Raw genomic sequence first — 21,666 nt, 5'->3', positions numbered from 1 at the left:
AACTCCTGAAATCTGCTCAACCGCCCAGCAGACGATGAATGCGCGTCAGGCCAGCCGCCAGGCGATCGGCTTCCTCTTCGCTGTTGTAGAGCGCGAAAGAGGCGCGACACATCGCGGGCACCGCATAATGACGCATCAGCGGCATGGCACAGTGGTGGCCGGTGCGGATAGCAATGCCGTACTGGTCGAGGAAGCTGCCAACGTCAAACGCGTGGTGCTTACCGAGGTTAAACGCTACCACGCCGCTGCGCTCGGCCGGGCCGTAAATAACCAGGTCCGGCACCGACGCCAGCTTGTCCAGCGCGTAACGCATCAGCTGGCTCTCGCGCTGATGGATCGTTTCCAGACCGAGTTCGCTGATCCACGTCAGCGCTGCGCCAAGGCCAATGATGCCGCCGGTATTCGGCGTGCCGGCCTCAAAGCGCCACGGTGCGCCATTCCAGGTGGTGCCGGTGGGCAGCATGACCTGATCGATCATCGAACCGCCGCCTTCCCACGGCGGCATGATCTCCTGCAGCGCTTTACGCGCGTACAGCACGCCAATCCCGGTCGGCCCATAGATTTTATGGCCGGAGAACACGTAGAAATCGCAGCCGATATCCTGCACGTCAACGGGGTGGTGCATCACAGCCTGGGCACCGTCCACCAGCGTCACCACGCCCGCGGCTTTCGCCTGCGCCACGATGGCTTTCACCGGGTTAACCGTGCCGAGCACGTTGGAAACGTGCGTCACGGCCAGCAGGCGCGTACGGCTGTCGATCAGCCCCGCCAGCTGTTCCAGCGCCAGCTCGCCGTTGTCGTTAAGTGGCAGCACACGGATTTCCGCGCCGGTGCGCTGGGCCACCATCTGCCATGGCACGATGTTGGCGTGATGCTCCATCTCAGTGACGATCAGGTTATCGCCCGGCTGCAGCTGACTGCCGCCCCAGCTGTTGGCCACCAGATTGATGCCTTCGGTGGTACCTTTCACGAAGATGATCTCTTCGGCTGCCGCGGCACGCAGAAAACGCGCCGCCTGGGCGCGCACGTTTTCCATATCGCTGGTCGCCTGTGCGCTCAGCGAGTGAATACCACGGTGCACGGCCGCATAGCCGTGCTGATAGAAGTGACTTTCCGCGTTGATCACCGCGAGCGGGCGCTGTGCGCTGGCCGCGCTGTCAAGGTAGGCCAGCGGATGTCCGTTGACCTCACGACTCAGAATCGGAAACTCCGCTCTGACTCGTTCGAGATCGAAACTCATGACTCAACTCCCGGGAAACGGTCGGTAATACGTTGCAGTACCACCTGGCGCAGCGCGTCATCTTCCAGCGCTTCCGTCAGTTCAGCGGCGAAAGCATGGATGATCATCTGCTGCGCCGCGTCTTCGGCGATGCCGCGCGAGCGCAGATAGAACATCTGCTCGTCGTCGATGCGACCGATGGTCGCGCCATGGCTGCACTTGACGTCATCGGCGTAGATTTCCAGCTGCGGCTTGGTGTCCACTTCCGCCAGGCGACCGAGCAACAGGTTGTTGTTGGTCATCTGGCCATCAGTTTTCAGCGCGTGCTGTGCCACTTTGATGTGGCCGTTAAACACCGAGCGCCCTTTGTCACGCGAAATGGTTTTGTGCAGCTGGCGACTCAGGCAGTGGCCTTTGTTGTGCTCCAGATAGCTGCGCGTATCCGCCACTTCGCTGCCTACCGGCAGCACCAGGCTGTTCAGCGACAGCTGGGTGTTCTCACCGTTCAGCTGCACGCTGGTGTTGTGACGCGACAAACCGGCACCCAGCAGGAAGCTGGTGCTGCTCACCTGCGCGTCACGGCCAATCACGATGTCGTTGTGCGCAAAGTGGTAGCTGCTGCTCTCTTCAAACGCCAGCTTGGTATGCTTCAGCTGCGCATTGTCGCCCACCGCAAAGGTAAAGCGCGCGCCAGTGAAGTGGGCGCTGCCATTCAGCGTCACGTAATGCTCGATCACCTGCGCTTCCGCACCGGACTCCAGCTCCAGATGGTGACGATGATGCACCGTGTTGAGCGCATCCGCCTGGCCGCTGGTAATGTGCAGCAGATAGAGCGGCTGCGCCGCAGCTTTGCCGCGCGGCAGACGAATCGAGGTCACCTCTTCCGCCAGACTTTCCGTCAGGTGCAGGAACACCTCCGGCTGTACCGCAGCCGGTAACGGACGTCGCTCAGCGGCACGGCTGTGCTGCACGTCAAACAGACCGGTGTCACGCGCGCTCAGCTCAGGCTGGAAGCGACCGTCGACGAACACCAGGCAAATCGCGTCCAGCGGCAGCGCCAGCGCAGCCACCTGCTCAGCGCTCACGCCTGGCGCTTCCGCCTGCACGAACTGCTGTGCCAGCAGGCTGTCCAGCGCGGTGTATTTCCAGTTTTCATGCTTGCGCGTCGGCAGGCCGACACGCATCAGCTGCTGCCAGTGCTGCTGTGCCTGCAGCGAACGCTGTTCGCCGCGTGACTCAAACAGGTGATGCCACTGCTGCAGCGCGTTATCACTCCTGGTCGGTAAGCCAGCCATAGCCTTGCTCCTCCAGCTGTTTCACCAGCGTAAAGTCGCCAGACTTCACGATTTTGCCCTGATACAGCACGTGCACGTGATCTGGCTTGATGTAATCCAGGATGCGCTGGTAGTGCGTTACGATGATGAATGAGCGCTTGCCGTCGCGCAGGCTGTTCACGCCTTCTGCAACAATTTTCAGCGCATCGATATCCAGACCGGAGTCGGTTTCATCGAGGATGCACAGCTCAGGCTCCAGCGCCGCCATCTGCAGGATGTCATTACGCTTCTTCTCACCGCCGGAGAAACCGACGTTGACGGAACGGGTCAGCAGATCTTCCGGCATCTTCAGCAGCTTGATCTTGTCTTCGATGAAGTCCTGGAAGTCGAAACGGTCCAGCTCTTCCTGCTCACGGTATTTACGCACCGCATTGACTGAGGTCTGCAGGAAAAACTGGTTGCTGACGCCCGGGATCTCGACCGGGTACTGAAACGCCATGAAGATGCCCTCACCGGCACGCTCTTCCGGCTCCAGCTCCAGCAGGTCTTTGCCTTTAAAGGTCACGGAACCGCCGGTGATTTCATAATCTTCACGACCGGCCAGCGTGGCAGACAGGGTGCTCTTGCCGGAACCGTTCGGGCCCATGATGGCATGCACTTCGCCCGGCTTAACCTCGAGGTTCAGACCGCGCAAAATCTCTTTGTCTTCAACGCTAACCTGTAAATCTTTAATGCTTAACATACTCTTTCCTTCACATTGCTTCCGGCAACGCGTGTGGCATCAGCCGACACTGTGCTCAAGGCTGATCGCTAACAGTTTTTGCGCTTCCACGGCGAATTCCAGTGGCAGCTCGGAGAAAACGTCTTTACAGAAGCCGTTGACGATCATCGAGATCGCATCTTCTTCGCTAATGCCGCGCTGCAGGCAGTAGAACATCTGATCTTCACCGATACGCGACGTCGTGGCTTCGTGCTCAAGCTGCGCGCTGTTGTTACGCGTTTCCACGTACGGGAAGGTGTGCGCACCACAGTCCGGCCCAATCAGCATCGAGTCACACTGGGTGAAGTTACGCGCGTTAGTCGCGGTCGGCATGATTTTCACCAGGCCGCGGTAGGTGTTCTGGCTCTTACCGGCCGAGATACCTTTCGAGATGATGGTCGATTTGGTGTTTTTACCAATGTGAATCATCTTGGTACCGGTATCGGCCTGCTGGCGACCGCTGGTCAGCGCGACGGAGTAGAATTCGCCCACTGAGTAATCACCGCGCAGGATGCAGCTCGGGTATTTCCAGGTGATGGCTGAGCCGGTCTCGGACTGCGTCCACGACATTTTGCTGTGCTCGCCTTCACACAGCGCACGCTTGGTCACGAAGTTGAGGATACCGCCCTCGCCTTCTCCGCCCGGGAACCAGTTCTGCACCGTGGAGTATTTCACTTCGGCGTTTTTGTGGATGATCACTTCAACCACCGCTGCGTGCAGCTGGTAGGTGTCGCGCACCGGCGCTGAACAGCCTTCGATGTAGCTGACGTAGCTGTCTTCATCAGCAATCAGAATGGTACGTTCGAACTGGCCGGTTTTCGCCGCGTTGATGCGGAAATAGGTCGACAGCTCCATCGGGCAACGCACGCCTTTCGGGATGTAGACGAAGGTACCGTCGGACGCCACCGCCGAGTTGAGCGCAGCAAAGAAGTTATCGTTGTGCGGCACCACGGTGCCAAGATACTTCTGTACCAGCTCCGGATGATCGTGGATCGCTTCACCGAAGGAGCAGAAAATAATGCCCTGCTCAGCCAGCTTGTCACGATAAGTGGTCGACACGGACACCGAGTCGAAAATGGCGTCCACCGCCACTTCTCTGCCTTCACGCACCGGCACGCCCAGCTGGTTAAACGCGTCTTCCACTTCTTTGGTCAGGTAATCGCTGGAGGCGACGCTGCCGGACGTCTGGGTGGCACCCGGTTCAGAGGCACAGCTGTCATCGCAATTGCCGCAGGACGGCGCGGAATAGTAGCTGTAATCCTGATAATCGAGTTTGTCGTAGTGCGCTTTCAGCCAGTGTGGCTCTTCCATCTCCAGCCAGGCGCGAAACGCCTTGAGACGGAACTCCAGCATCCACTCGGGTTCGTTACGTTTGGCCGAAATGGCACGCACCACATCTTCATTGATGCCGTGTGCCAGTTCGTCGGTTTGCAGCTGGGTGAAGAAGCCTTCTTTATAGTTCAGGCTGCCTTCCCAGGTTTGTACATCGTCAGATGCTTCGCTGTGTCGTGACATATTTCACTTACTCGACGCCAAAGCTTTCACCGCACCCGCAGGCGTGCTGAGCTTTAGGGTTGTTGAATTTAAAAATCTGGTTCAGGCCTTCGCGGACATAATCCAGCTCGGTACCGTCAACAAACGGCATCGCCTGAAGCGGCACAAACAGTTTTGCGCCATATTGCTCGAACTGCAGGTCGTCATCGGCAGGCGCTTTCACCAGGTCCATAACGTACCCAAAACCGGCACAGCCGGACTGTTTCACACCCAGTTTCAGGCCCTTAACTTCCGGGTCCTGTTCCACCAGGCTGAGAATCTGTTTCGCTGCCGACTCGGTCAGCGTGAGCCCTTTCCAGACGAATTCGTCAGGTGAAAAAGACGCTGCATTTACTGATGACATAGTGCTACCTCGTAAGTCTGGGCCTTTTCAGGCTATCCCCCTATGGTAGTGATATCAGATATCACTTCAACCTCTTGTTTTGCAGGGATAATCATCTCGTGCTGTTTTTTACTGCTGCTTTATTAAGCATAGTCCCTTCCCACCAGCTTGTGCGCGCCATTCCCGCGCGCGCCGTCAAAACGTAACCTGTTCATAAGCCGTAAATTTTCCAGTTCGCTTTTTACGTTTATGCTCTAATTGATAGGTTACGCCTTTGCTGAATGTAAAGAGATTGTTATTGCCGATTTTTGTAACAGGCAAAGGAAATCAATAAAATTTCACGGCGGGAATTGCATTCCTGGCGCGGTTTAATATGATAATGATTATCATTAACCTACTTTGGGTGGCGACATGACGCTTTCCGTCTCAGCCTGGTTACAACACAAAATCGACGAATATAAGTTTTCGGTCCGCGATATCACCGTCGACTTCTATCTGGCTCAGGCAAAGCTCAACCGCACCGATTGTTCCATTGAACAACTGCGTCGTTTTAACGATACCTGTCTCGACATGGCCGAAATCTGCCAGCTGAACGGCGACGATCACAGCTACCTGCACGCGATGGGCAAGCTGCACCACCGCTTAGTGCAGGAGATGGGCAATGCCGATCGCGATCGCCTGTTCCGTATTCAGGCTTACCAGCTGGCGCGCCTGTCGCTGACCCGTTTGTGTCATCAACTGGCGCTCAGCGGCGACTGGGACCAGGCTACCCGCCTGCAAAGTGATTTCGTCCGCCACGCAGGCTGGATATTCTAATCCAGCTTTGTGACGGCTCCTACAATTTGTTTACATCAATTCCAGCAAAGCCTGTAGCGGATGGCGCATACCGTTGCCCTCGGCGCGTTTCACCTGGCTGCGGCAGGAGAAGCCGGTCGCCAGACAGCGCTGACGCGGCAGCTTCTGCAGTTGCGGATGCCACGACAGTTCATAAATGCCCAGCGAGTTGGCCAGATTTTTACTCTCGTGACCATAAGTGCCGGCCATGCCACAGCAGCCCACGTTGATGTTCTCCAGCTTCGCGCCAAAACGGGCAAAAATAGCCTGCCACTGATTCGGCGTTGACGGCAGCGCCGTGACCTCAGTGCAGTGGGCAAACAGATACCAGGCTTCGCCGCTGGCGATCTGCTCCTCGCGCCCGGCCAGCACGCCGTGCAGCCATTCATGCACCAGCTGCACACTGAACGCGCCGCGCTGCTCGCCCAGCACCTGCTGATATTCGTCGCGATAGCACAATACCGTGGCCGGATCGACACCGACCATCGGCACACCGAGCTGCGCCACCCGGTTGAGGAACTCAGCGGTTTTGCCAGCGGTGCGGGCAAAGCGCTGCAGAAAACCTTTCACGTGCTGCGCTTTCCCGTTAGGTGAGAACGGCAGCAGCACCGGCCGGTAGCCGAGTTTTTCAATCAGCCGGATGAAATCGGTCACCAGCTGCGCTTCGTAATAGCTGGTAAACGGATCCTGCACCACCAGCACGTGCTGTTCGCGCTGGGCCGCATCCATCGCCTCCAGTTGCTCCAGCGTGACCCGCATCGCCGGGTGGCCGCTCAGCTGCTGCTTCAGGCTCGGCGAGGAGAGCAGCGGCAGATCCACCATGCCGATGTGGCGCTGGCTGAGGTCGCGCATCCACGGCTGTTTCAGGAAGAAGTTGAACACCCGCGGTGCTTTCGCCATCAGCGGCGCATAGCTTTCAACCGACGCCACCAGATGGTCGCTGACCGGGCGCAGATAGCGGGTGTGATAAAGCTGCAGGAAGCGCGAGCGGAAGTTCGGCACATCGATTTTAATCGGGCACTGGGTCGAACAGGCTTTACACGCCAGGCAGCCGGACATCGCCTCTTTCACTTCATGCGAGAAGTCATATTCGCCCTGCTTCGCATGCCACGAATTGCGCGTGCGCTGAATCAGACTGCGCAGGCTGGCGCCCTGTGCTGGCAAGGCCTGCTCCAGCTTAAGCGGGTCAACGCCCTGCTCCGCCAGCAGGCGCAGCCACTCACGTGTTAGCGTGGCGCGTCCTTTTGGCGAATGGATACGATTGCGGGTGATTTTCATCGACGGGCACATCGGGCTGCGCACGTCAAAGTTGAAGCACAGTCCGTTGCCGTTACACTCCATCGCGCCGCGCCAGTCATTGCGTACCGTCAGCGGAATCTGGCGATCCCAGCTGCCGCGCGTGGCGGCATCGACCTGCATCATGGGTTCGTCGTTACCCAGCGGCGTACAGATTTTGCCGGGGTTGAGACGGTTATCCGGATCGAACGCCGCTTTGATGCGACGCAGCTCATTAAACAGCGTTTCGCCAAAGAACGCCGGACTGTACTGGGCGCGAAAGCCTTTGCCGTGCTCGCCCCACAGCAGACCGCCGTAGCGCGCGGTAAGTGCCACCACTTCGTCCGAGATCTGCTTCATCAGCCTCTCCTGCTGCGGATCGCACATGTCCAGCGCCGGACGCACGTGCAGCACGCCGGCATCCACGTGACCAAACATGCCGTAGCTCAGGCCGTGGCTGTCGAGCAGCGCACGAAAATCCACAATGTAATCCGCCAGATGCTCCGGCGGCACGGCGGTGTCTTCCACGAACGGAATCGGTTTGGCGCGCCCTTTGGCGTTGCCAAGCAGACCTACCGCTTTTTTACGCATGTTATAGATGCGCTCAATGCCCGCCAGATCATCACACAGCTGATAGCCCATCACGCCACCCTGCTGCTGCGCCATCAGCTCATCCAGCCGCGCGCACAGCGTGGTCACCTGCTGCGCAATCAGCGCCGCATCGTCGCCGGCAAACTCGACAATATTCAGGCCGAGCATCTCTTTGCCTGGCACATCGGTGATCAGCTCGCTGACCGAATGCCAGACAATATCCTCGCGCGCCAGGTTCAGCACTTTCGAATCCACTGTCTCCACCGACAGGGCCTGCGCCTCGACCATAAAAGGTGCATTGCGCAGTGCGGAATCGAACGAATCGTACTTAATGTTCACCAGCCGGCGCACCTTGGGAATGGGTGTGATATCCAGCCGGGCTTCGGTGATAAAGGCCAGCGTGCCTTCGGCGCCGCACAACAGGCGCGTCAGGTCGAAAGTTTGCAAATCATCACTGAACACATGGCGCAGGTCATAACCGGTGAGGAAGCGGTTCAGTTTGGGGAATTTTGCCAGAATCAGTTCACGCTGCTCGCGGCAGCGGTTAAGCACTGCTTTATAGATGCGCCCTTCAGCGGTCGGCGTCGTGGCCAGCTGTTCCGCCAGCGCGGTCGGCATGGCGCGCGTATCAAGAATTTCGCCGCCCAGCAGCACGGCACGCAGGCCTTCGACGTGATCGGAGGTTTTGCCATACACCAGCGATCCCTGACCGGAGGCATCGGTATTGATCATGCCGCCCAGCGTGGCGCGGTTACTGGTCGACAGCTCCGGAGAGAAGAAAAAGCCGTACGGCCTGAGCCAGGCGTTGAGCTGGTCCTTCACCACGCCGGCTTCTACCCGCACCCAGCCCTGCTCGGTGTTGATCTCGAGGATACGGTTCATGTAGCGCGACATGTCGACCACAATGCCCTGATTGAGCGACTGCCCGTTAGTGCCGGTACCGCCGCCGCGCGGGGTAAACACCAGGCTGTTGAAACGCGGCTCACCAGCCAGTCGGGCGATCAGCGCCACGTCCGCCGTTGAACGCGGAAACAGCGCCGCATCGGGCAGGAGCTGATAGATGCTGTTATCGGTGGAGAGCGTGAGGCGGTCGGCATAGCTGGTCGCGGTGTCGCCGGTAAAACCTTGTTCTTTCAGCGACTGCAGGAATGTCAGCACCAGTTGAACGAGGCCTGGCGCCTGAGAAATCTGTGGGATCATTATTTCGTGACCGGGATGTTGTAAACGTTTGCGTGGTTAATTTTTTTCAGCTCTTGGTTGTATCACATTTTTTTGCCGCCCGCTGTTTTTTCAGGAAAACGGCCGCGTCGCGCTGCTTTTTCTGTTTAATTTTCAGGAAATAGATCATCATTGTGAAGGCGCCGCGGAGCGCCCTCCTGAAGGATTACTGAGGTCTGTGTTGTGATGAAAAGCCTGCAACGCGGTGTGGATCTACCGCAAATGTTGTTCTCGCTGATGTTTATTTTGCTGATGATCATTGCCTGTCTGTGGGTGGTGCAGCCGTTCATTCTCGGCTTCGCCTGGGCCAGCATGGTGGTGATTGCCACCTGGCCGCTGATGATTCGTCTGCAGCAACTGCTGTGGGGTCGCCGTTCGCTGGCGGTGATTGCCATGACGATTCTGCTGTTGCTGCTGTTTATTATTCCTATCGCGCTGCTGGTCAGCAGCCTGATTGATAACAGCGCGCCGGTCATCGCCTGGGCGACCCAGCGCCATCTGGTGCTGCCGGATCTTGCCTGGCTGCGCGATATTCCCTATGCCGGACGCAAACTCTATTCCAGCTACCATAAACTGATCGATGGCGGCGGCGCGGCGATCATGAGCCAGGTCCAGCCTTATATTGGCCGCACCACCGGCTTCTTTGTCGCCCAGGCCGGACATTTTGGCCGTTTCATGCTGCACCTTGCCCTGATGCTGTTGTTCAGCGTGCTGCTGTACTGGCGCGGTGAGCAGGTTGGTCTCGGCATCCGTCACTTTGCCTACCGCATGGGCGGACGGCGCGGTGACGCCGCCGTGCTGCTGGCCGGTCAGGCGATCCGCGCCGTGGCGCTCGGCGTGGTGGTGACCGCGCTGGTGCAGGGCGTGCTGGGCGGCATCGGCCTGGCGATTTCCGGCATTCCGTATGCCACGCTGCTGACCGTATTAATGATTCTTACCTGCCTGGTGCAGCTTGGACCGTTGATTGTGCTGGTGCCGGCAATTATCTGGCTCTACTGGAGCGGCGACACCACCTGGGGCACGGTGCTGCTGGTGTGGAGCTGCGTGGTAGGCACGCTGGATAACGTGCTGCGTCCAATGCTGATTCGCATGGGCGCCGATTTACCGATGATTCTGATACTTTCCGGCGTCATCGGCGGGCTGATCGCCTTCGGTATGATTGGACTGTTTATCGGTCCGGTCGTACTGGCGGTCTCTTACCGGCTGGTTTCGGTGTGGATGCATGAAGCGCCGGCACCGGATGACGATCCGGAAACGGCCATCGAAGCACTGGCCGAACACGAAGAGCCGCAGCCGTAACGCGCTTCCGGCGCATAACCGGGCGTCCAGCCCGGTTTGCTTATCCGCATTTCCCTCACATCACCCAACGCGATTTGCATTAGTCAGCCGTGGTTAACACTCATTAATCCGTACCACTTAATTTCGCGGCACAATAATTTTTTCCATTAGTGATTTTTAAGAAAAAACGCACTTTTCAGCGTTTAAGCCCGATCGCACCGATAAAATGATTATTTTTCGCACTGATTCCTGTGCCGGATGGGTCATAAAACGTAATGAAAGATTATCAGCTTTAAACTAATAAGAGGATTCTTAAAGACGCCAGCGGCGGCGGTGAATAACATGTTCACTATGTTTTAAATCAAGCCACTGATTTTTAAACAACCTTTTTCCCCTGAGTAAAGTGAAGAATTGCTGTGTGTAGTCTTTGCCCATCCCCTGTGATGGGCTTTTTTTTGCCTGCAATTCAGCGATAAACAGAGCGGCCCGGCGGCGAACGCCGTCAGCGCTGGGTTTATGGCAATCTTATGTTGTGAAAAGTGGGATGGGATAAGGGACAGGTGCCCGACGGTTGCCGGGCACCAGGCAGGTGTAACAGATTATGCTTTGGCCGCGTCCAGCTCAGCGAGGCTCAGCCAGGTTTCCACCACGGTGTCCGGGTTGAGCGACAGGCTGTCGATGCCCTGCTCCATCAGCCAGGCAGCAAAGTCCTGATGATCGGAAGGTCCCTGGCCGCAGATACCGACGTATTTACCCTGCTTCTTCGCCGCCTGAATCGACATCGACAGCAGCGCCTTCACCGCATCGTTGCGCTCATCAAACAGCGCCGACACCACGCCGGAGTCGCGATCCAGCCCCAGCGCCAGCTGCGTCATGTCGTTGGAGCCGATAGAGAAGCCGTCAAAATGCTGCAGGAACTGCTCTGCCAGCAGCGCGTTGGACGGGATCTCACACATCATGATCACCTTCAGTCCGTTCTCGCCGCGTTTCAGGCCCTGCTTCGCCAGCTCGGCCACCACGGCCTCGGCCTGATCGACGGTGCGTACAAACGGCACCATGATCTCAACGTTGGTCAGCCCCATCTCGTTGCGCACGCGCTTCACGGCTTCACACTCCAGCGCAAAGCAGTCGCGGAAGCTGTCGGCCACGTAGCGTCCGGCACCGCGGAAGCCCAGCATCGGGTTTTCCTCTTCCGGCTCGTAACGCTCGCCGCCGACCAGGTTGGCATACTCGTTGGTTTTGAAATCCGACAACCGCACTATCACCCGCTTCGGCGCAAATGCCGCGCCCAGCGTGGCGATCCCTTCGGTCAGCCGCGCGATGTAGAATTCCACCGGATCGTCAAAGCCTTTCATCATCTGACCAATTTGCGCCTGCAGTTCCGGCGTCTGCTGATCAAACTCCAGCAGGGCTTTCGGGTGCACGCCAATCATGCGGTTGATGATGAACTCCAGACGCGCCAGACCAACGCCCTCGTTGGGCAGGCAGGCAAAGTCAAAGGCGCGATCCGGGTTACCGACGTTCATCATAATTTTCAGCGGCAGATCCGGCATGGTATCAACCTGCGAACTGGTGACTTCAAAGTCCAGCAGATCGTTATACACATAGCCGGTATCGCCTTCAGCGCATGACACCGTGACCTTATGACCGTCCTTCAGCTGCTCAGTGGCGTCACCACAGCCCACCACCGCCGGAATGCCCAGCTCGCGTGCAATGATTGCCGCGTGACAGGTCCGCCCGCCACGGTTGGTGACGATCGCCGACGCCTTCTTCATGATCGGTTCCCAGTCCGGGTCGGTCATGTCGGTGACCAGCACATCGCCTTTTTCGATGCGGTGCATCTCGCTAATATCGTGAATCACCTTCACTTCACCCGCACCGATGCGATGACCGATGGCCCGGCCTTCCACCAGCACGCTGCCTTTGCCCTGCAGGCTGTAGCGTTCCATCACCTGTCCGTTGGAACGCACCGTTTCCGGCCGCGCCTGCACGATGAACAGTTTGCCGGTGTGGCCATCTTTGGCCCACTCAATATCCATCGGACGCTTATAGTGCTGCTCAATCAGCACCGCCTGGCGCGCCAGCGCCTGCACTTCGTCATCGGTCAGGCTAAAGCGGTCTCGCTGTTCCTGTTCCACGTCCTCAATGCGCACCTGTTCGCCGTGCTCCTGCGAATCGGCATACACCATACGGATCTTCTTCGAGCCCAGGGTACGGCGCACAATCGCCGGGCGATTAGCGGCCAGCGTCGGTTTGTGCACGTAAAACTCATCCGGGTTGACCGCGCCCTGCACCACCATTTCGCCAAGACCAAACGCCGAGGTGATAAACACCACCTGGTCGAAGCCGGATTCGGTATCAATGGTGAACATCACGCCGGAGGAGGCGAGATCGGAACGTACCATGCGCTGCACACCGGCCGAGAGTGCCACGCCACGGTGGTCGTAGCCCTGATGCACGCGGTATGAAATGGCGCGATCGTTAAACAGCGAGGCGAATACGTGCTTCACGGCCACCAGCACCGCGTCGAAGCCCTGCACGTTAAGGAAAGTTTCCTGCTGGCCGGCAAACGAGGCATCGGGCATATCCTCGGCGGTGGCCGAAGAGCGCACCGCAAAGGAGGCTTCGGCGTCATCAGCAGAAAGTTGTTCATAGGCGCTGCGGATCGCCGCTTCCAGCTCTGGCTGGAAAGGCGTATCCACCACCCATTGACGAATCTGTTTGCCGGCCTGCGCCAGCGCTGCAACATCATCAATATCCGTGTTGTCCAGCAATGCATAAATACGCTGGTTCAGTCCGCTTTGGTCGAGAAACTGATTAAAAGCGAAAGATGTCGTCGCGTAGCCGTTTGGCACGGATACCCCGAGCGACGACAAATTGGTAATCATTTCTCCCAGGGAAGCATTCTTGCCCCCTACCCGATCAACATCATGCATGCCAAGCTGGTTGTACCAGAGCACTAGCGACTGTTGGTCTTGATTGGACATTGAGATTATCCTTTTAAATGATTGGAGCACATGGAACATTTTGCTATTCGCCAAATCAGCCTGGCACAATCAATTAATAAAGACTAAGTGTTGAATCGTTAAAGCAGAAAATCAGCGTTAAAATCGGATTACTCCCCGAAAAGCGCCTTGTTGCGCAACGCAGCTATTTTTTGCCAACCTATTGGCAATGCGATATTTTTCACTTTTTCATGAGGTTATCCGCGTTTTTTTGTTGCGCAACGCCTGCCGTTTTTATTTTGCGCCCGCGCGGGCAAAAGCGAGAAATTAGCGCTGAATAACCTGGCATTTCATCTATGATGGGTAATCAGCGCAGCGTAAAAATAGATTATTCGCCGGGCAGATATGGATATTTCATTTTACCCTTAGTGAAAATGAAATATTTTAGGCGATAATGTTACGCAAAAGTAAACAAAAGCATGAGGTCAACCATGAGCACTGAACGCAGCGTATTCTATATCTCTGACGGCACCGCCATCACCGCGGAAGTGCTGGGCCACGCGGTACTGTCACAGTTTCCGGTGAATACCAACAGCGTGACGCTGCCGTTCGTGGAGAATGTGCAGCGCGCCCAGGCGGTGAAAGCCCAGATCAATGCGCTCTACCAGCAGAGCGGCGTGCGCCCGCTGGTGTTTTTCTCGATTGTCACACCAGAGGTGCGCGACATCATTCTGGAGAGCGAAGGTTTCTGCCAGGACATCGTGCAGGCGCTGGTGGCACCGCTGCAGAGCGAACTGGGCGTGGCCTCGATGCCGGTGGCGCACCGTACCCACGGCCTGACGGCCAGTAACTTAGGTAAATACGATGCCCGCATCGCCGCGATTGATTACACCCTGGCGCACGATGACGGTATTTCGCTGCGCGGGCTGGAAGATGCGCAGGTGATTCTGCTGGGGGTATCGCGCTGCGGCAAAACCCCGACCAGCCTGTATCTGGCGATGCAGTTTGGCGTCCGCGCGGCTAACTATCCGTTCATCGCTGATGACATGGACAACCTAAAGCTGCCGCCTGCGCTGCGCGCCCATCAGCACAAGCTGTTTGGCCTGACCATCGATCCGGAACGGCTGGCGGCGATTCGTCAGGAGCGCGCTGAAAATACCCGCTATGCGTCGATGCGTCAGTGCCGGCTGGAGGTCGGTGAAGTGGAAGCGCTGTTCCGCACCCATCAGATTCGCTATCTCAACAGCACCAATTACTCTGTCGAAGAGATCGCCACCAAAATCCTCGACATCATGGGCCTGCGCCGCAGCATGTACTGACCTCACCTGCCAGGTTGTAAAGCCTGGCTGCCGTCAGTAATGAATAGCCTTTTGATTTAGCTGGTTGAATTCACGGGCTAATGGTTTATTGTGATCATCATCACTTCCCGGTATTTCACCGCTGCGAAGAACAGATTTTTGAGAATCCCAATGAACAAAACTGATGAACTGCGCACCGCGCGCATCGGCACGCTGCTGACGCCGGCCGCGCTGGCGCAACAACACCCCATTTCGGCGGCGATTGCCGCTAACGTTACCGCCGCGCGTCAGCGTATCGCGCGCATCCTGACCGGTGAAGATCCACGCCTGCTGGTGATTATCGGCCCCTGCTCGCTGCACGACCCAAAGGCCGCGCTGGAGTACGCAGAGCGTCTCAATCTGCTGCGTGAACAGCACAAGGACCGGCTGGAAATTGTGATGCGTGCCTACTTTGAGAAGCCGCGCACCGTAGTCGGCTGGAAAGGTCTGATTTCCGATCCGGATCTCGATGGCAGCTTCGACGTCAACCGCGGCATCGCTATCGCGCGCCAGCTGCTGCTGGATATCAACGCCATCGGCATGCCAACCGCCACGGAATTCCTCGATATGGTGATCGGCCAGTTTATTGCCGACCTGATCAGCTGGGGCGCGATTGGCGCGCGCACCACCGAGAGCCAGATTCACCGTGAAATGGCCTCGGCGCTCTCCTGCCCGGTGGGCTTCAAGAATGGCACCGACGGCAACGTGCAGATCGCGGTTGATGCGATTCGCGCTGCGCGCGTCAGCCATATGTTCCTGTCACCCGACAAAACCGGACAGATGACGATTTATCAGACCAGCGGCAACCCGCACGGTCACGTGATCCTGCGCGGCGGGCGTCAGCCGAACTATCACGCTGAAGATGTCGCCGCTGCGGCCGCCAACCTGCGCGACTTCAACCTGCCGGAACAGCTGGTGATCGACTTCAGCCACGGCAACTGCCTGAAGCAGCATCGCCGCCAGCGCGATGTGGCGCAGGACGTGGCGGCGCAGATCCGGGCCGGTTCACGGGCAGTGGCGGGGGTAATGATTGAGAGTTTCCTGCAGGAGGGGAATCAGAAAGTGGTGAGCGGCCAGCCGCTGACCTATGGCCAGTCGATTACCGATCCGTGCCTCGGCTGGGATGACAGCGCGGAGGTGCTGGCGCTGCTGACGGCTGCCGTGGACAGCCGCTTCTGATGCCTGCTAGCTGGAGCAGCTTACCTCCAGCGTTTTTCCCCACTCCGGCGGCCGCTGGCGCAGTTCCGGGCTGATAGCCGCCTCGTTAAACGGCTGCTGCAGCGCCAGATGTAATCTGGCCAGCGCCGCCGTTTCCCCCTGCTCAACCTCATCGATCACCTGCTGGGCCAGATAGTTGCGCAACACCAGCGCCGGGTTAGCCGCTTTCATGACTGCCTGACGCTGCGCATCGCTGACGCCATCCTGCAGCAGGCGCTGGCGATAGCCGTGATACCAGCGGTCGAAGGCGTCACGGTCGATAAACTCATCGCGCAGCGGTGAACGCGTCTCTGCCTGCTGCGTCTCGCTCAGCAGGCGGAACGTCAGGGTGTAATCGCTGTGCTCTGCGGTCATCAGCGCCAGCAGGTCAGTGAGGATGGCGTTATCCCCCGCATCGGCGGTCAGCAACCCGAGCTTCGCGCGCATTTTCTCGCCCCACACCCGCATCAGCTCGCTTTCGTAATGGCTGAGCGCCTGTTTCAACTGTTCCGTGCTCAGCAAACCGGACAGCGCATGCGCCAGGCGGTTAAGATTCCACAAGCCGATCATCGGCTGGTTGCTGAAGGCGTAGCGCCCCTGATAATCGCTGTGATTACAGATGAAATCCGCATCGTAGTCATCAAGGAAACCGTATGGCCCGTAATCGAGCGTCAGGCCGAGGATCGACATATTGTCGGTATTCATCACGCCATGCGCGAAGCCGACGCTCTGCCACTGGGCAATCAGGCTGGCGGTACGTTTGACGATATCGGTAAACCACAACAGATAACGATCGGCCTCCTGCTCCAGCTGCGGCCAGTGATGATGAATTGCGTAGTCCGCCAGCTGGCGTACTTTCTCCGGCTCACCGCCGTAATAGAAATGCTCGAAGTGACCAAAACGCAGATGGCTGTCGGCGATGCGCATCAGCATCGCGCCGCGCTCGCGGGTTTCACGCTGGACCGGTTCGTCGCCAATGGCCAGCGCCAGCGCGCGCGTGGTCGGGATGCCAAGATGGTGCAGCGCTTCCGAGGCGAGAAACTCGCGCACGCTGGAGCGGATCACCGCGCGGCCATCACCCATGCGTGAATAGGGGGTCAGGCCCGCGCCTTTCAGATGCCAGTCAAGTTTGCGGCCGTCGGTCAGTTGCTGTTCGCCCAGCAGCAGACCGCGTCCGTCACCCAGCTGACCGGCCCACACGCCAAACTGGTGCCCGCTGTAGACCTGCGCCAGCGGCGACATGCCGGGAAGCAACGCTGCGCCATACCACACGCCGTGGCCCTGGCCAGCAAACAGCGCGGCATCCAGGCCCATCTCCTGCGCCAGCGCGTCATTGTGATAACACAACCGCCCGCCGGCAAGCGGCGTTGGGTCCAGCGCGGTGTAGAATCCCGGCAACGTCTGCTGCCAGCTATTAATAAATTGCATCGACACTCCGGAAGGTGCGCAACGGTGCGCCACCCGCATTGCGTTTAAAGATAAAGCGTAGTCTACCGTCGGAGTGACGGAGAAGACAGATGAAAGGTTACTGCTGTGAAGGCGTGGTGAGCGTGACGTGCGGATAGATGAGATCGCTTAACCGTTCCGCTTTAACCACCGGGAACAGGCTGCCCTGCAGCTGTGCGCCGCTCAGGGAACTGACTTTCTCCAGCAGGGCATTATCGTCAACGCCACAAATAATTATTTGCGGGGCGTAAGCGGAAAAATTATCGATAACAGTCTGAATAAATGGCGTAAATGAGGCACGTTTTGCCAGCGCATGAATAAACGCTTTGTCCATTTTTAACACGCTAAACAGATTTTCGTATACTGCCGTAGCCGGTGCTTTTCCTGCCCCAAATTGAGAAAGCGATAAGCGAAATTCCTGTTGCAGGCGCGCTAACAGCGGCTGCTTTTTACCAGCCGATAATTGCGGAAACGTTTCACTGATATCCAAAACAATAAAGGGAAGTTGTTTAAATTTCCTTAAGAGAAACTCACTGGCCAATAGCGTCGTGGCCATAGATTCATCAATACGAACCAGCGCGATAATTTGATGTAACTCAAAAAAGTCACGGTACTTTTCCAGCAGCACTAACTGGCTCTGCAGCAAACGTAATTGCTGGGCATCGTCAAGCTGCGGCAACAGCAAGTCCTGCGGCAGCGTAATCGGTGCACTGTCGTGAACAAACTGGGTGACCAGCTCAACCGCAGTCAGCTGGCCCGCCAGAGAATAGGCAGGATAAAACCAGGTTTCCGACTGATAGTCGGCAGATAAATGGACTTTCATTTTTTACAGCCAGATGCAGTGGCAATTGGCGCATCGTATATCAATGAAAACGGTCAGGCAATAGGACCAAACGTTAGAAGAGACGCCGTTTTCTGTCTAATTACCGACTTTTCTGCATCAAATAATACTTAAGCCAAATGATCCAGGTTAATGTCCATACTGATTAAATTCACTGACGTCTATTTTTAGTCGCAAACCCGATTGCGGTAAAGTGCCATTTTAAATGAGAGTTATATCTGGCGGAAAAAAACAAATAAATCGGATCAAAACCCATCTGATTATTACGCCTTTTTTTAACACTAATGGGTTAAGCGGATTAGATGCGACGCGCCTGCCAGAATACTTTGCGCCAGTAAACATTATCCAGCGAGGAGCGGATCACGCCCTGGCTGGTAGAGGCGTGAATGAAGGTATTGTCGGTGTCATAGATGCCGACGTGCAGGCCATTTTCGCCGCTGCCGGTTTTGAAAAATACCAGGTCGCCGGGCAGCAGATCGCTTTTATCGATGCGCGTACCGATATCAGTCTGATCAATCGTTGAGCGCGGCAGCTGCAGGTCAAAGCGGTCACGAAAGGTCAGGTAGACAAAGCCAGAGCAATCCACGCCACCACGGCTTAATCCGCCATAGCGATAAGGTGTACCGCGCCAGCGGCTGAGCTGATCGTTAAGTTGCGCAATTACGGTGATGGAGTCAGACAGGCGGCCATTGGGCGGCGGCGCATGATGGCTACAGCCCGCCAGCAGCAGCACGAGGAGAAACAGGGTCAGCCGCATCAGAATAGTCCTTAAAAACGTCGTCCGGCTGACACTGTAGCGACAAAGCGGCGCGGCGCGCAAGTCAGGGAAGATAAAGCAGCGGCCCCTGTGGCGTCTCCAGCTGCACGAATTCGGCCTGATAAAGCGGTTCCAGTCGCTCGGCGGTCAGCACCTCGCGCGCCCTGCCCTGACTGACTACGCGGCCCTGATGCATCAGCCAGACGCGATCGGCATGGCGCAGACTGTGGTTGAGATCGTGTCCGCTGGCCACAATGCCGATGCCGGCCTCGCTGAGCTGCAACAGCAGCTTATCCACCGCGCGCTGCTGTGCGATGTCGAGCGCGGTGAGCGGCTCATCCAGAATCAGTAACGCACCGCGCGGATTAATTGCCGGATGGATCTGCAGCACCACCGCCGCCAGGCGCACCCGCTGCCACTCACCGCCGGAGAGCTGCGCCAGCGGACGCGTCAGCTTATCCTGCAAGCCAAGCTGCTGCAGCAGGTCAGTGAGCGTCGCCTGCGCGTAGTCGCCACCCGGCGGGCTGTGCAGCCGCAGATAGTGCCACACCGGCAGCGCCGCAGGTGCCGGCTGCTGCTGCGGGAGCCAGGCGCGCTGCTGCGCCAGTGCGGCACCCGACCAGCTTCGCAGCGGCTGGCCGGCCAGCGTCAGCTGCCCTTCAGCGTCGAGCAGGCCAGCGAGCGCGGTCAGCAGCGTGCTCTTGCCGGCGCCGTTAGGGCCGACCACGTGCACACGCTCACCGCGGCAGAGCGTCAGCTCCCCCGCGCTCAGCCGTCCGGGCACGCGCAGGCCGTGGCACTGCAGCAGCATTACGCCGCCAGCGCCTGCTCAATGCGCTTCAGAATGATCGGATCGTCCGGCGTCATGTCCGGCGAGAAGCGCGCGATCACCTCACCCTGTTTGTTGATGAGGAACTTTTCGAAATTCCACAGGATATCGCCCGGCGCTTTCGGCGCGCGGCCTTTGCTCTCCATGCGCTCAAGGAAACCGCTGCCTGCCGGGCGTTCGGCTTCCGGCTGCGCAGCGACCAGCTGACGGTACAGCGGATGACGCTGCTCGCCGTTAACCTCCGTTTTGTCGAACAGCGGGAAGGTTACGCCGTACGTGGTGCTGCAGAAGGTTTTGATCTCTTCGTTGCTGCCCGGTTCCTGCTCGAGAAACTGATTGCAGGGGAAGCCCAGCACGCTGAAATCTTTGTCCTGCCAGGCCTTCTGCAGCGACTCCAGCTGTTCATACTGCGGCGTCAGGCCGCATTTTGATGCTACGTTAACCACCAGCAGCACCTTGCCCTGATACTGTGCCAGCGTGGTTTTTTCACCGTCCAGCGTAACCAGTTCTGTCTGATAAAGGCTCATCGTCGATTCCCGTTGTTGATTGCACTGTGCCAGCCGCAGCTAGCGCGAAGACTTCACTAATAACATGATAAACAGCGGCGCGCCGAGCGTGGCAGTGACCACCCCAATCGGCAGCTCGGCCGAGGTGAGCACCAGCCGTGCCAGAATGTCCGCCGCCAGCAGTACCGCCGCGCCCGCCAGCGCCGCGGCCGGCAGCAGGTAGCGATGATCGCTCAGGCCGCTGAGGCGCAGCATATGGGGGATAACCAGTCCGACAAATCCAATCGCACCGGCCATCGCCACGCTGACGCCCACCAGCCAGCCCATCGCCAGCACCAGCAGATTGCGCCACAGCAGCAGTGGCAGGCCGAGCTGCCGCGCCGACACCTCCCCCAGCGCCAGCAGATTAAGCGTCCGGGCGCTGGCCAGCAGCGCCAGCGTCACCGGCAGCAGCGCCAGCATCATCCAGCCGTAGCGCCAGTCGATGCCGCTAAATCCCCCCATCATCCAGTACATCAGCTGGCGCAGATCGAGGCTGGTGCTAAAGTACACCGCCCACGTCATGATGGCGCTACAGATAATGCCGAGCGCCACGCCAGTCAGCAGCAGACGGCTGGCCGAGAGCTGACGATGGGCAAAATGCAGCAGGATCAGCGTGATCAGCAGCGCGCCCGCCATCGCTGCCAGCGCCAGGCTCCACAGTGCGCCGTTACCCAGCAGCACCGCCAGCACCAGGCCGATGCCGGCGCCGTTCGATACGCCCAGCAGCCCGGGCTCCGCCAGCGGATTGTTGAACAGCGCCTGCATCACCACGCCGCAGACTGCCAGCGCCGCGCCCACCAGCAGCACCGCCAGGGTGCGCGGCAGGCGAAGCTGCCACACGAACAGATCGCCGCTGGCAGAAAACCATTGCAGCGGAGATATCCAGCTGTCGCCCGTGCACAGACTGAGCACCAGCAGCAGCAGCACTGCGGCAGTAAGCGCGCCGAGCCAGCGCCGGCTGCGACGGTCGGCCTGTTGGGCCAGCTGATCCAGCAGAGTCATAAGTAAGATTGGCTGAGAAAACAGAGATTTGATTGTAGAGAGATTACGCTAAAAAGAAAGCCGCGCCTGCAGCGTGCTGCCGGGATTGCGCGCATAAAAAAGGCCGCTGAGCGGCCTTTTTGTCATACTGAAATCAGTCAGCATCCTTGGGTGACGCGTTCTCCACGCGACTTTTCAACTTCTGCCCCGGACGGAATGTCACCACGCGGCGGGCGGTGATTGGAATATCTTCCCCCGTCTTCGGGTTACGGCCCGGACGCTGGTTTTTGTCACGCAGATCAAAATTACCAAATCCGGACAGTTTTACCTGTTCTCCGTTTTCCAACGCGCGGCGAACTTCTTCGAAAAAAAGCTCTACCAACTCTTTGGCATCGCGTTTGCTCAACCCGAGTTTTTCAAACAGGTACTCTGACATTTCAGCTTTTGTAAGCGCCATAGG

General features: G+C 58.1%; 18 protein-coding genes and 1 other RNA gene. 5 read left to right on the top strand and 14 right to left on the bottom strand.

What is annotated here, in order from left to right:
* Positions 1–16 precede the first annotated feature (16 nt).
* The 5 genes from sufS to sufA are packed head-to-tail and all read right to left on the bottom strand — an operon-like array spanning position 17 to position 5,150.
* Positions 17–1,240 (bottom strand): cysteine desulfurase SufS, encoded by a 1,224-nt coding sequence (gene sufS, locus F3J41_RS04435; RefSeq protein WP_166710035.1) that lies wholly within the window; start codon positions 1,238–1,240, stop codon positions 17–19.
* A complete protein-coding gene (gene sufD, locus F3J41_RS04430; protein WP_059012320.1) occupies positions 1,237–2,514 on the bottom strand; it encodes a Fe-S cluster assembly protein SufD in 1,278 nt (425 codons plus the stop codon). Before sufD ends, sufS begins: the two co-directional genes overlap by 4 nt.
* Positions 2,489–3,235, bottom strand: a complete 747-nt coding sequence (gene sufC / locus F3J41_RS04425; RefSeq protein ID WP_021506231.1) for a Fe-S cluster assembly ATPase SufC — start codon at positions 3,233–3,235, stop codon at positions 2,489–2,491. The genes sufD and sufC overlap by 26 nt, the downstream gene beginning before the upstream one ends.
* Before the next feature lie 39 nt (positions 3,236–3,274).
* Complete coding sequence (gene sufB, locus F3J41_RS04420) at positions 3,275–4,768, bottom strand: Fe-S cluster assembly protein SufB (RefSeq protein WP_021506232.1); 1,494 nt, start codon at positions 4,766–4,768, stop codon at positions 3,275–3,277.
* A gap of 7 nt (positions 4,769–4,775) precedes the next feature.
* On the bottom strand, positions 4,776–5,150 hold the full coding sequence (gene sufA / locus F3J41_RS04415; protein WP_010616252.1) for a Fe-S cluster assembly scaffold SufA: 375 nt from the start codon (positions 5,148–5,150) through the stop codon (positions 4,776–4,778).
* Positions 5,151–5,540: 390 nt separating this feature from the next.
* Between sufA and F3J41_RS04410 the strand changes: the two genes are divergently transcribed.
* Positions 5,541–5,945 carry a hypothetical protein gene (locus tag F3J41_RS04410; protein WP_021506233.1) on the top strand — a complete coding sequence of 135 codons (405 nt, stop codon included), beginning with the start codon at positions 5,541–5,543 and terminating at the stop codon, positions 5,943–5,945.
* Between the two features lie 30 nt (positions 5,946–5,975).
* Here F3J41_RS04410 and F3J41_RS04405 read toward each other — a convergent pair whose 3' ends face one another.
* Positions 5,976–9,029: an FAD-binding and (Fe-S)-binding domain-containing protein gene (locus F3J41_RS04405; protein WP_166710034.1), complete on the bottom strand. Its 3,054-nt coding sequence runs from the start codon at positions 9,027–9,029 to the stop codon at positions 5,976–5,978.
* A 204-nt stretch (positions 9,030–9,233) separates the two neighbouring features.
* Between F3J41_RS04405 and ydiK the strand changes: the two genes are divergently transcribed.
* Positions 9,234–10,346, top strand: a complete 1,113-nt coding sequence (ydiK, locus tag F3J41_RS04400; protein WP_021506235.1) for an AI-2E family transporter YdiK — start codon at positions 9,234–9,236, stop codon at positions 10,344–10,346.
* Positions 10,347–10,676: 330 nt separating this feature from the next.
* Positions 10,677–10,784, top strand: an RNA gene (gene rprA, locus F3J41_RS04395) — antisense sRNA RprA.
* Positions 10,785–10,924: 140 nt separating this feature from the next.
* On the opposite strand, the gene ppsA is transcribed toward rprA, so the two are convergent.
* Positions 10,925–13,312 carry a phosphoenolpyruvate synthase gene (gene ppsA, locus F3J41_RS04390; protein ID WP_166710032.1) on the bottom strand — a complete coding sequence of 796 codons (2,388 nt, stop codon included), beginning with the start codon at positions 13,310–13,312 and terminating at the stop codon, positions 10,925–10,927.
* 449 nt (positions 13,313–13,761) lie between these two features.
* Between ppsA and F3J41_RS04385 the strand changes: the two genes are divergently transcribed.
* Positions 13,762–14,589, top strand: coding sequence for a pyruvate, water dikinase regulatory protein (locus F3J41_RS04385; protein ID WP_021506237.1), 828 nt, complete (start codon positions 13,762–13,764; stop codon positions 14,587–14,589).
* 150 nt (positions 14,590–14,739) lie between these two features.
* A complete protein-coding gene (locus F3J41_RS04380) occupies positions 14,740–15,786 on the top strand; it encodes a 3-deoxy-7-phosphoheptulonate synthase (protein WP_166710030.1) in 1,047 nt (348 codons plus the stop codon).
* Between the two features lie 6 nt (positions 15,787–15,792).
* On the opposite strand, the gene F3J41_RS04375 is transcribed toward F3J41_RS04380, so the two are convergent.
* The 7 genes from F3J41_RS04375 to ihfA form a co-directional block, all read right to left on the bottom strand.
* Positions 15,793–17,232 (bottom strand): YdiU family protein, encoded by a 1,440-nt coding sequence (locus F3J41_RS04375; RefSeq protein WP_166710028.1) that lies wholly within the window; start codon positions 17,230–17,232, stop codon positions 15,793–15,795.
* A 97-nt stretch (positions 17,233–17,329) separates the two neighbouring features.
* Positions 17,330–18,073, bottom strand: coding sequence for an EAL domain-containing protein (locus F3J41_RS04370; RefSeq protein ID WP_021506240.1), 744 nt, complete (start codon positions 18,071–18,073; stop codon positions 17,330–17,332).
* A 316-nt stretch (positions 18,074–18,389) separates the two neighbouring features.
* On the bottom strand, positions 18,390–18,848 hold the full coding sequence (locus tag F3J41_RS04365) for an NlpC/P60 family protein (RefSeq protein WP_021506241.1): 459 nt from the start codon (positions 18,846–18,848) through the stop codon (positions 18,390–18,392).
* A 64-nt stretch (positions 18,849–18,912) separates the two neighbouring features.
* A complete protein-coding gene (gene btuD, locus F3J41_RS04360; protein ID WP_166710026.1) occupies positions 18,913–19,659 on the bottom strand; it encodes a vitamin B12 ABC transporter ATP-binding protein BtuD in 747 nt (248 codons plus the stop codon).
* Positions 19,659–20,204: a glutathione peroxidase gene (locus F3J41_RS04355; protein WP_058769691.1), complete on the bottom strand. Its 546-nt coding sequence runs from the start codon at positions 20,202–20,204 to the stop codon at positions 19,659–19,661. The genes btuD and F3J41_RS04355 overlap by 1 nt, the downstream gene beginning before the upstream one ends.
* A gap of 39 nt (positions 20,205–20,243) precedes the next feature.
* Positions 20,244–21,227 carry a vitamin B12 ABC transporter permease BtuC gene (btuC, locus tag F3J41_RS04350; protein WP_166710024.1) on the bottom strand — a complete coding sequence of 328 codons (984 nt, stop codon included), beginning with the start codon at positions 21,225–21,227 and terminating at the stop codon, positions 20,244–20,246.
* A 133-nt stretch (positions 21,228–21,360) separates the two neighbouring features.
* The gene (gene ihfA / locus F3J41_RS04345; protein ID WP_021506246.1) at positions 21,361–21,663 is read right to left on the bottom strand and encodes an integration host factor subunit alpha; all 303 of its coding nucleotides are present in this window, start codon (positions 21,661–21,663) and stop codon (positions 21,361–21,363) included.
* Between the last annotated feature and the right edge of the window lie 3 nt (positions 21,664–21,666).

Origin of the sequence: Pantoea sp. Ap-870, from assembly GCF_011752515.1 — a bacterium.
GTDB classification, from domain to species: Bacteria; Pseudomonadota; Gammaproteobacteria; order Enterobacterales; family Enterobacteriaceae; genus Pantoea; species Pantoea dispersa.
The sequence above is the reverse complement of the archived record's forward strand: the minus strand, read 5'-3'. Positions and strand labels throughout refer to the sequence as shown.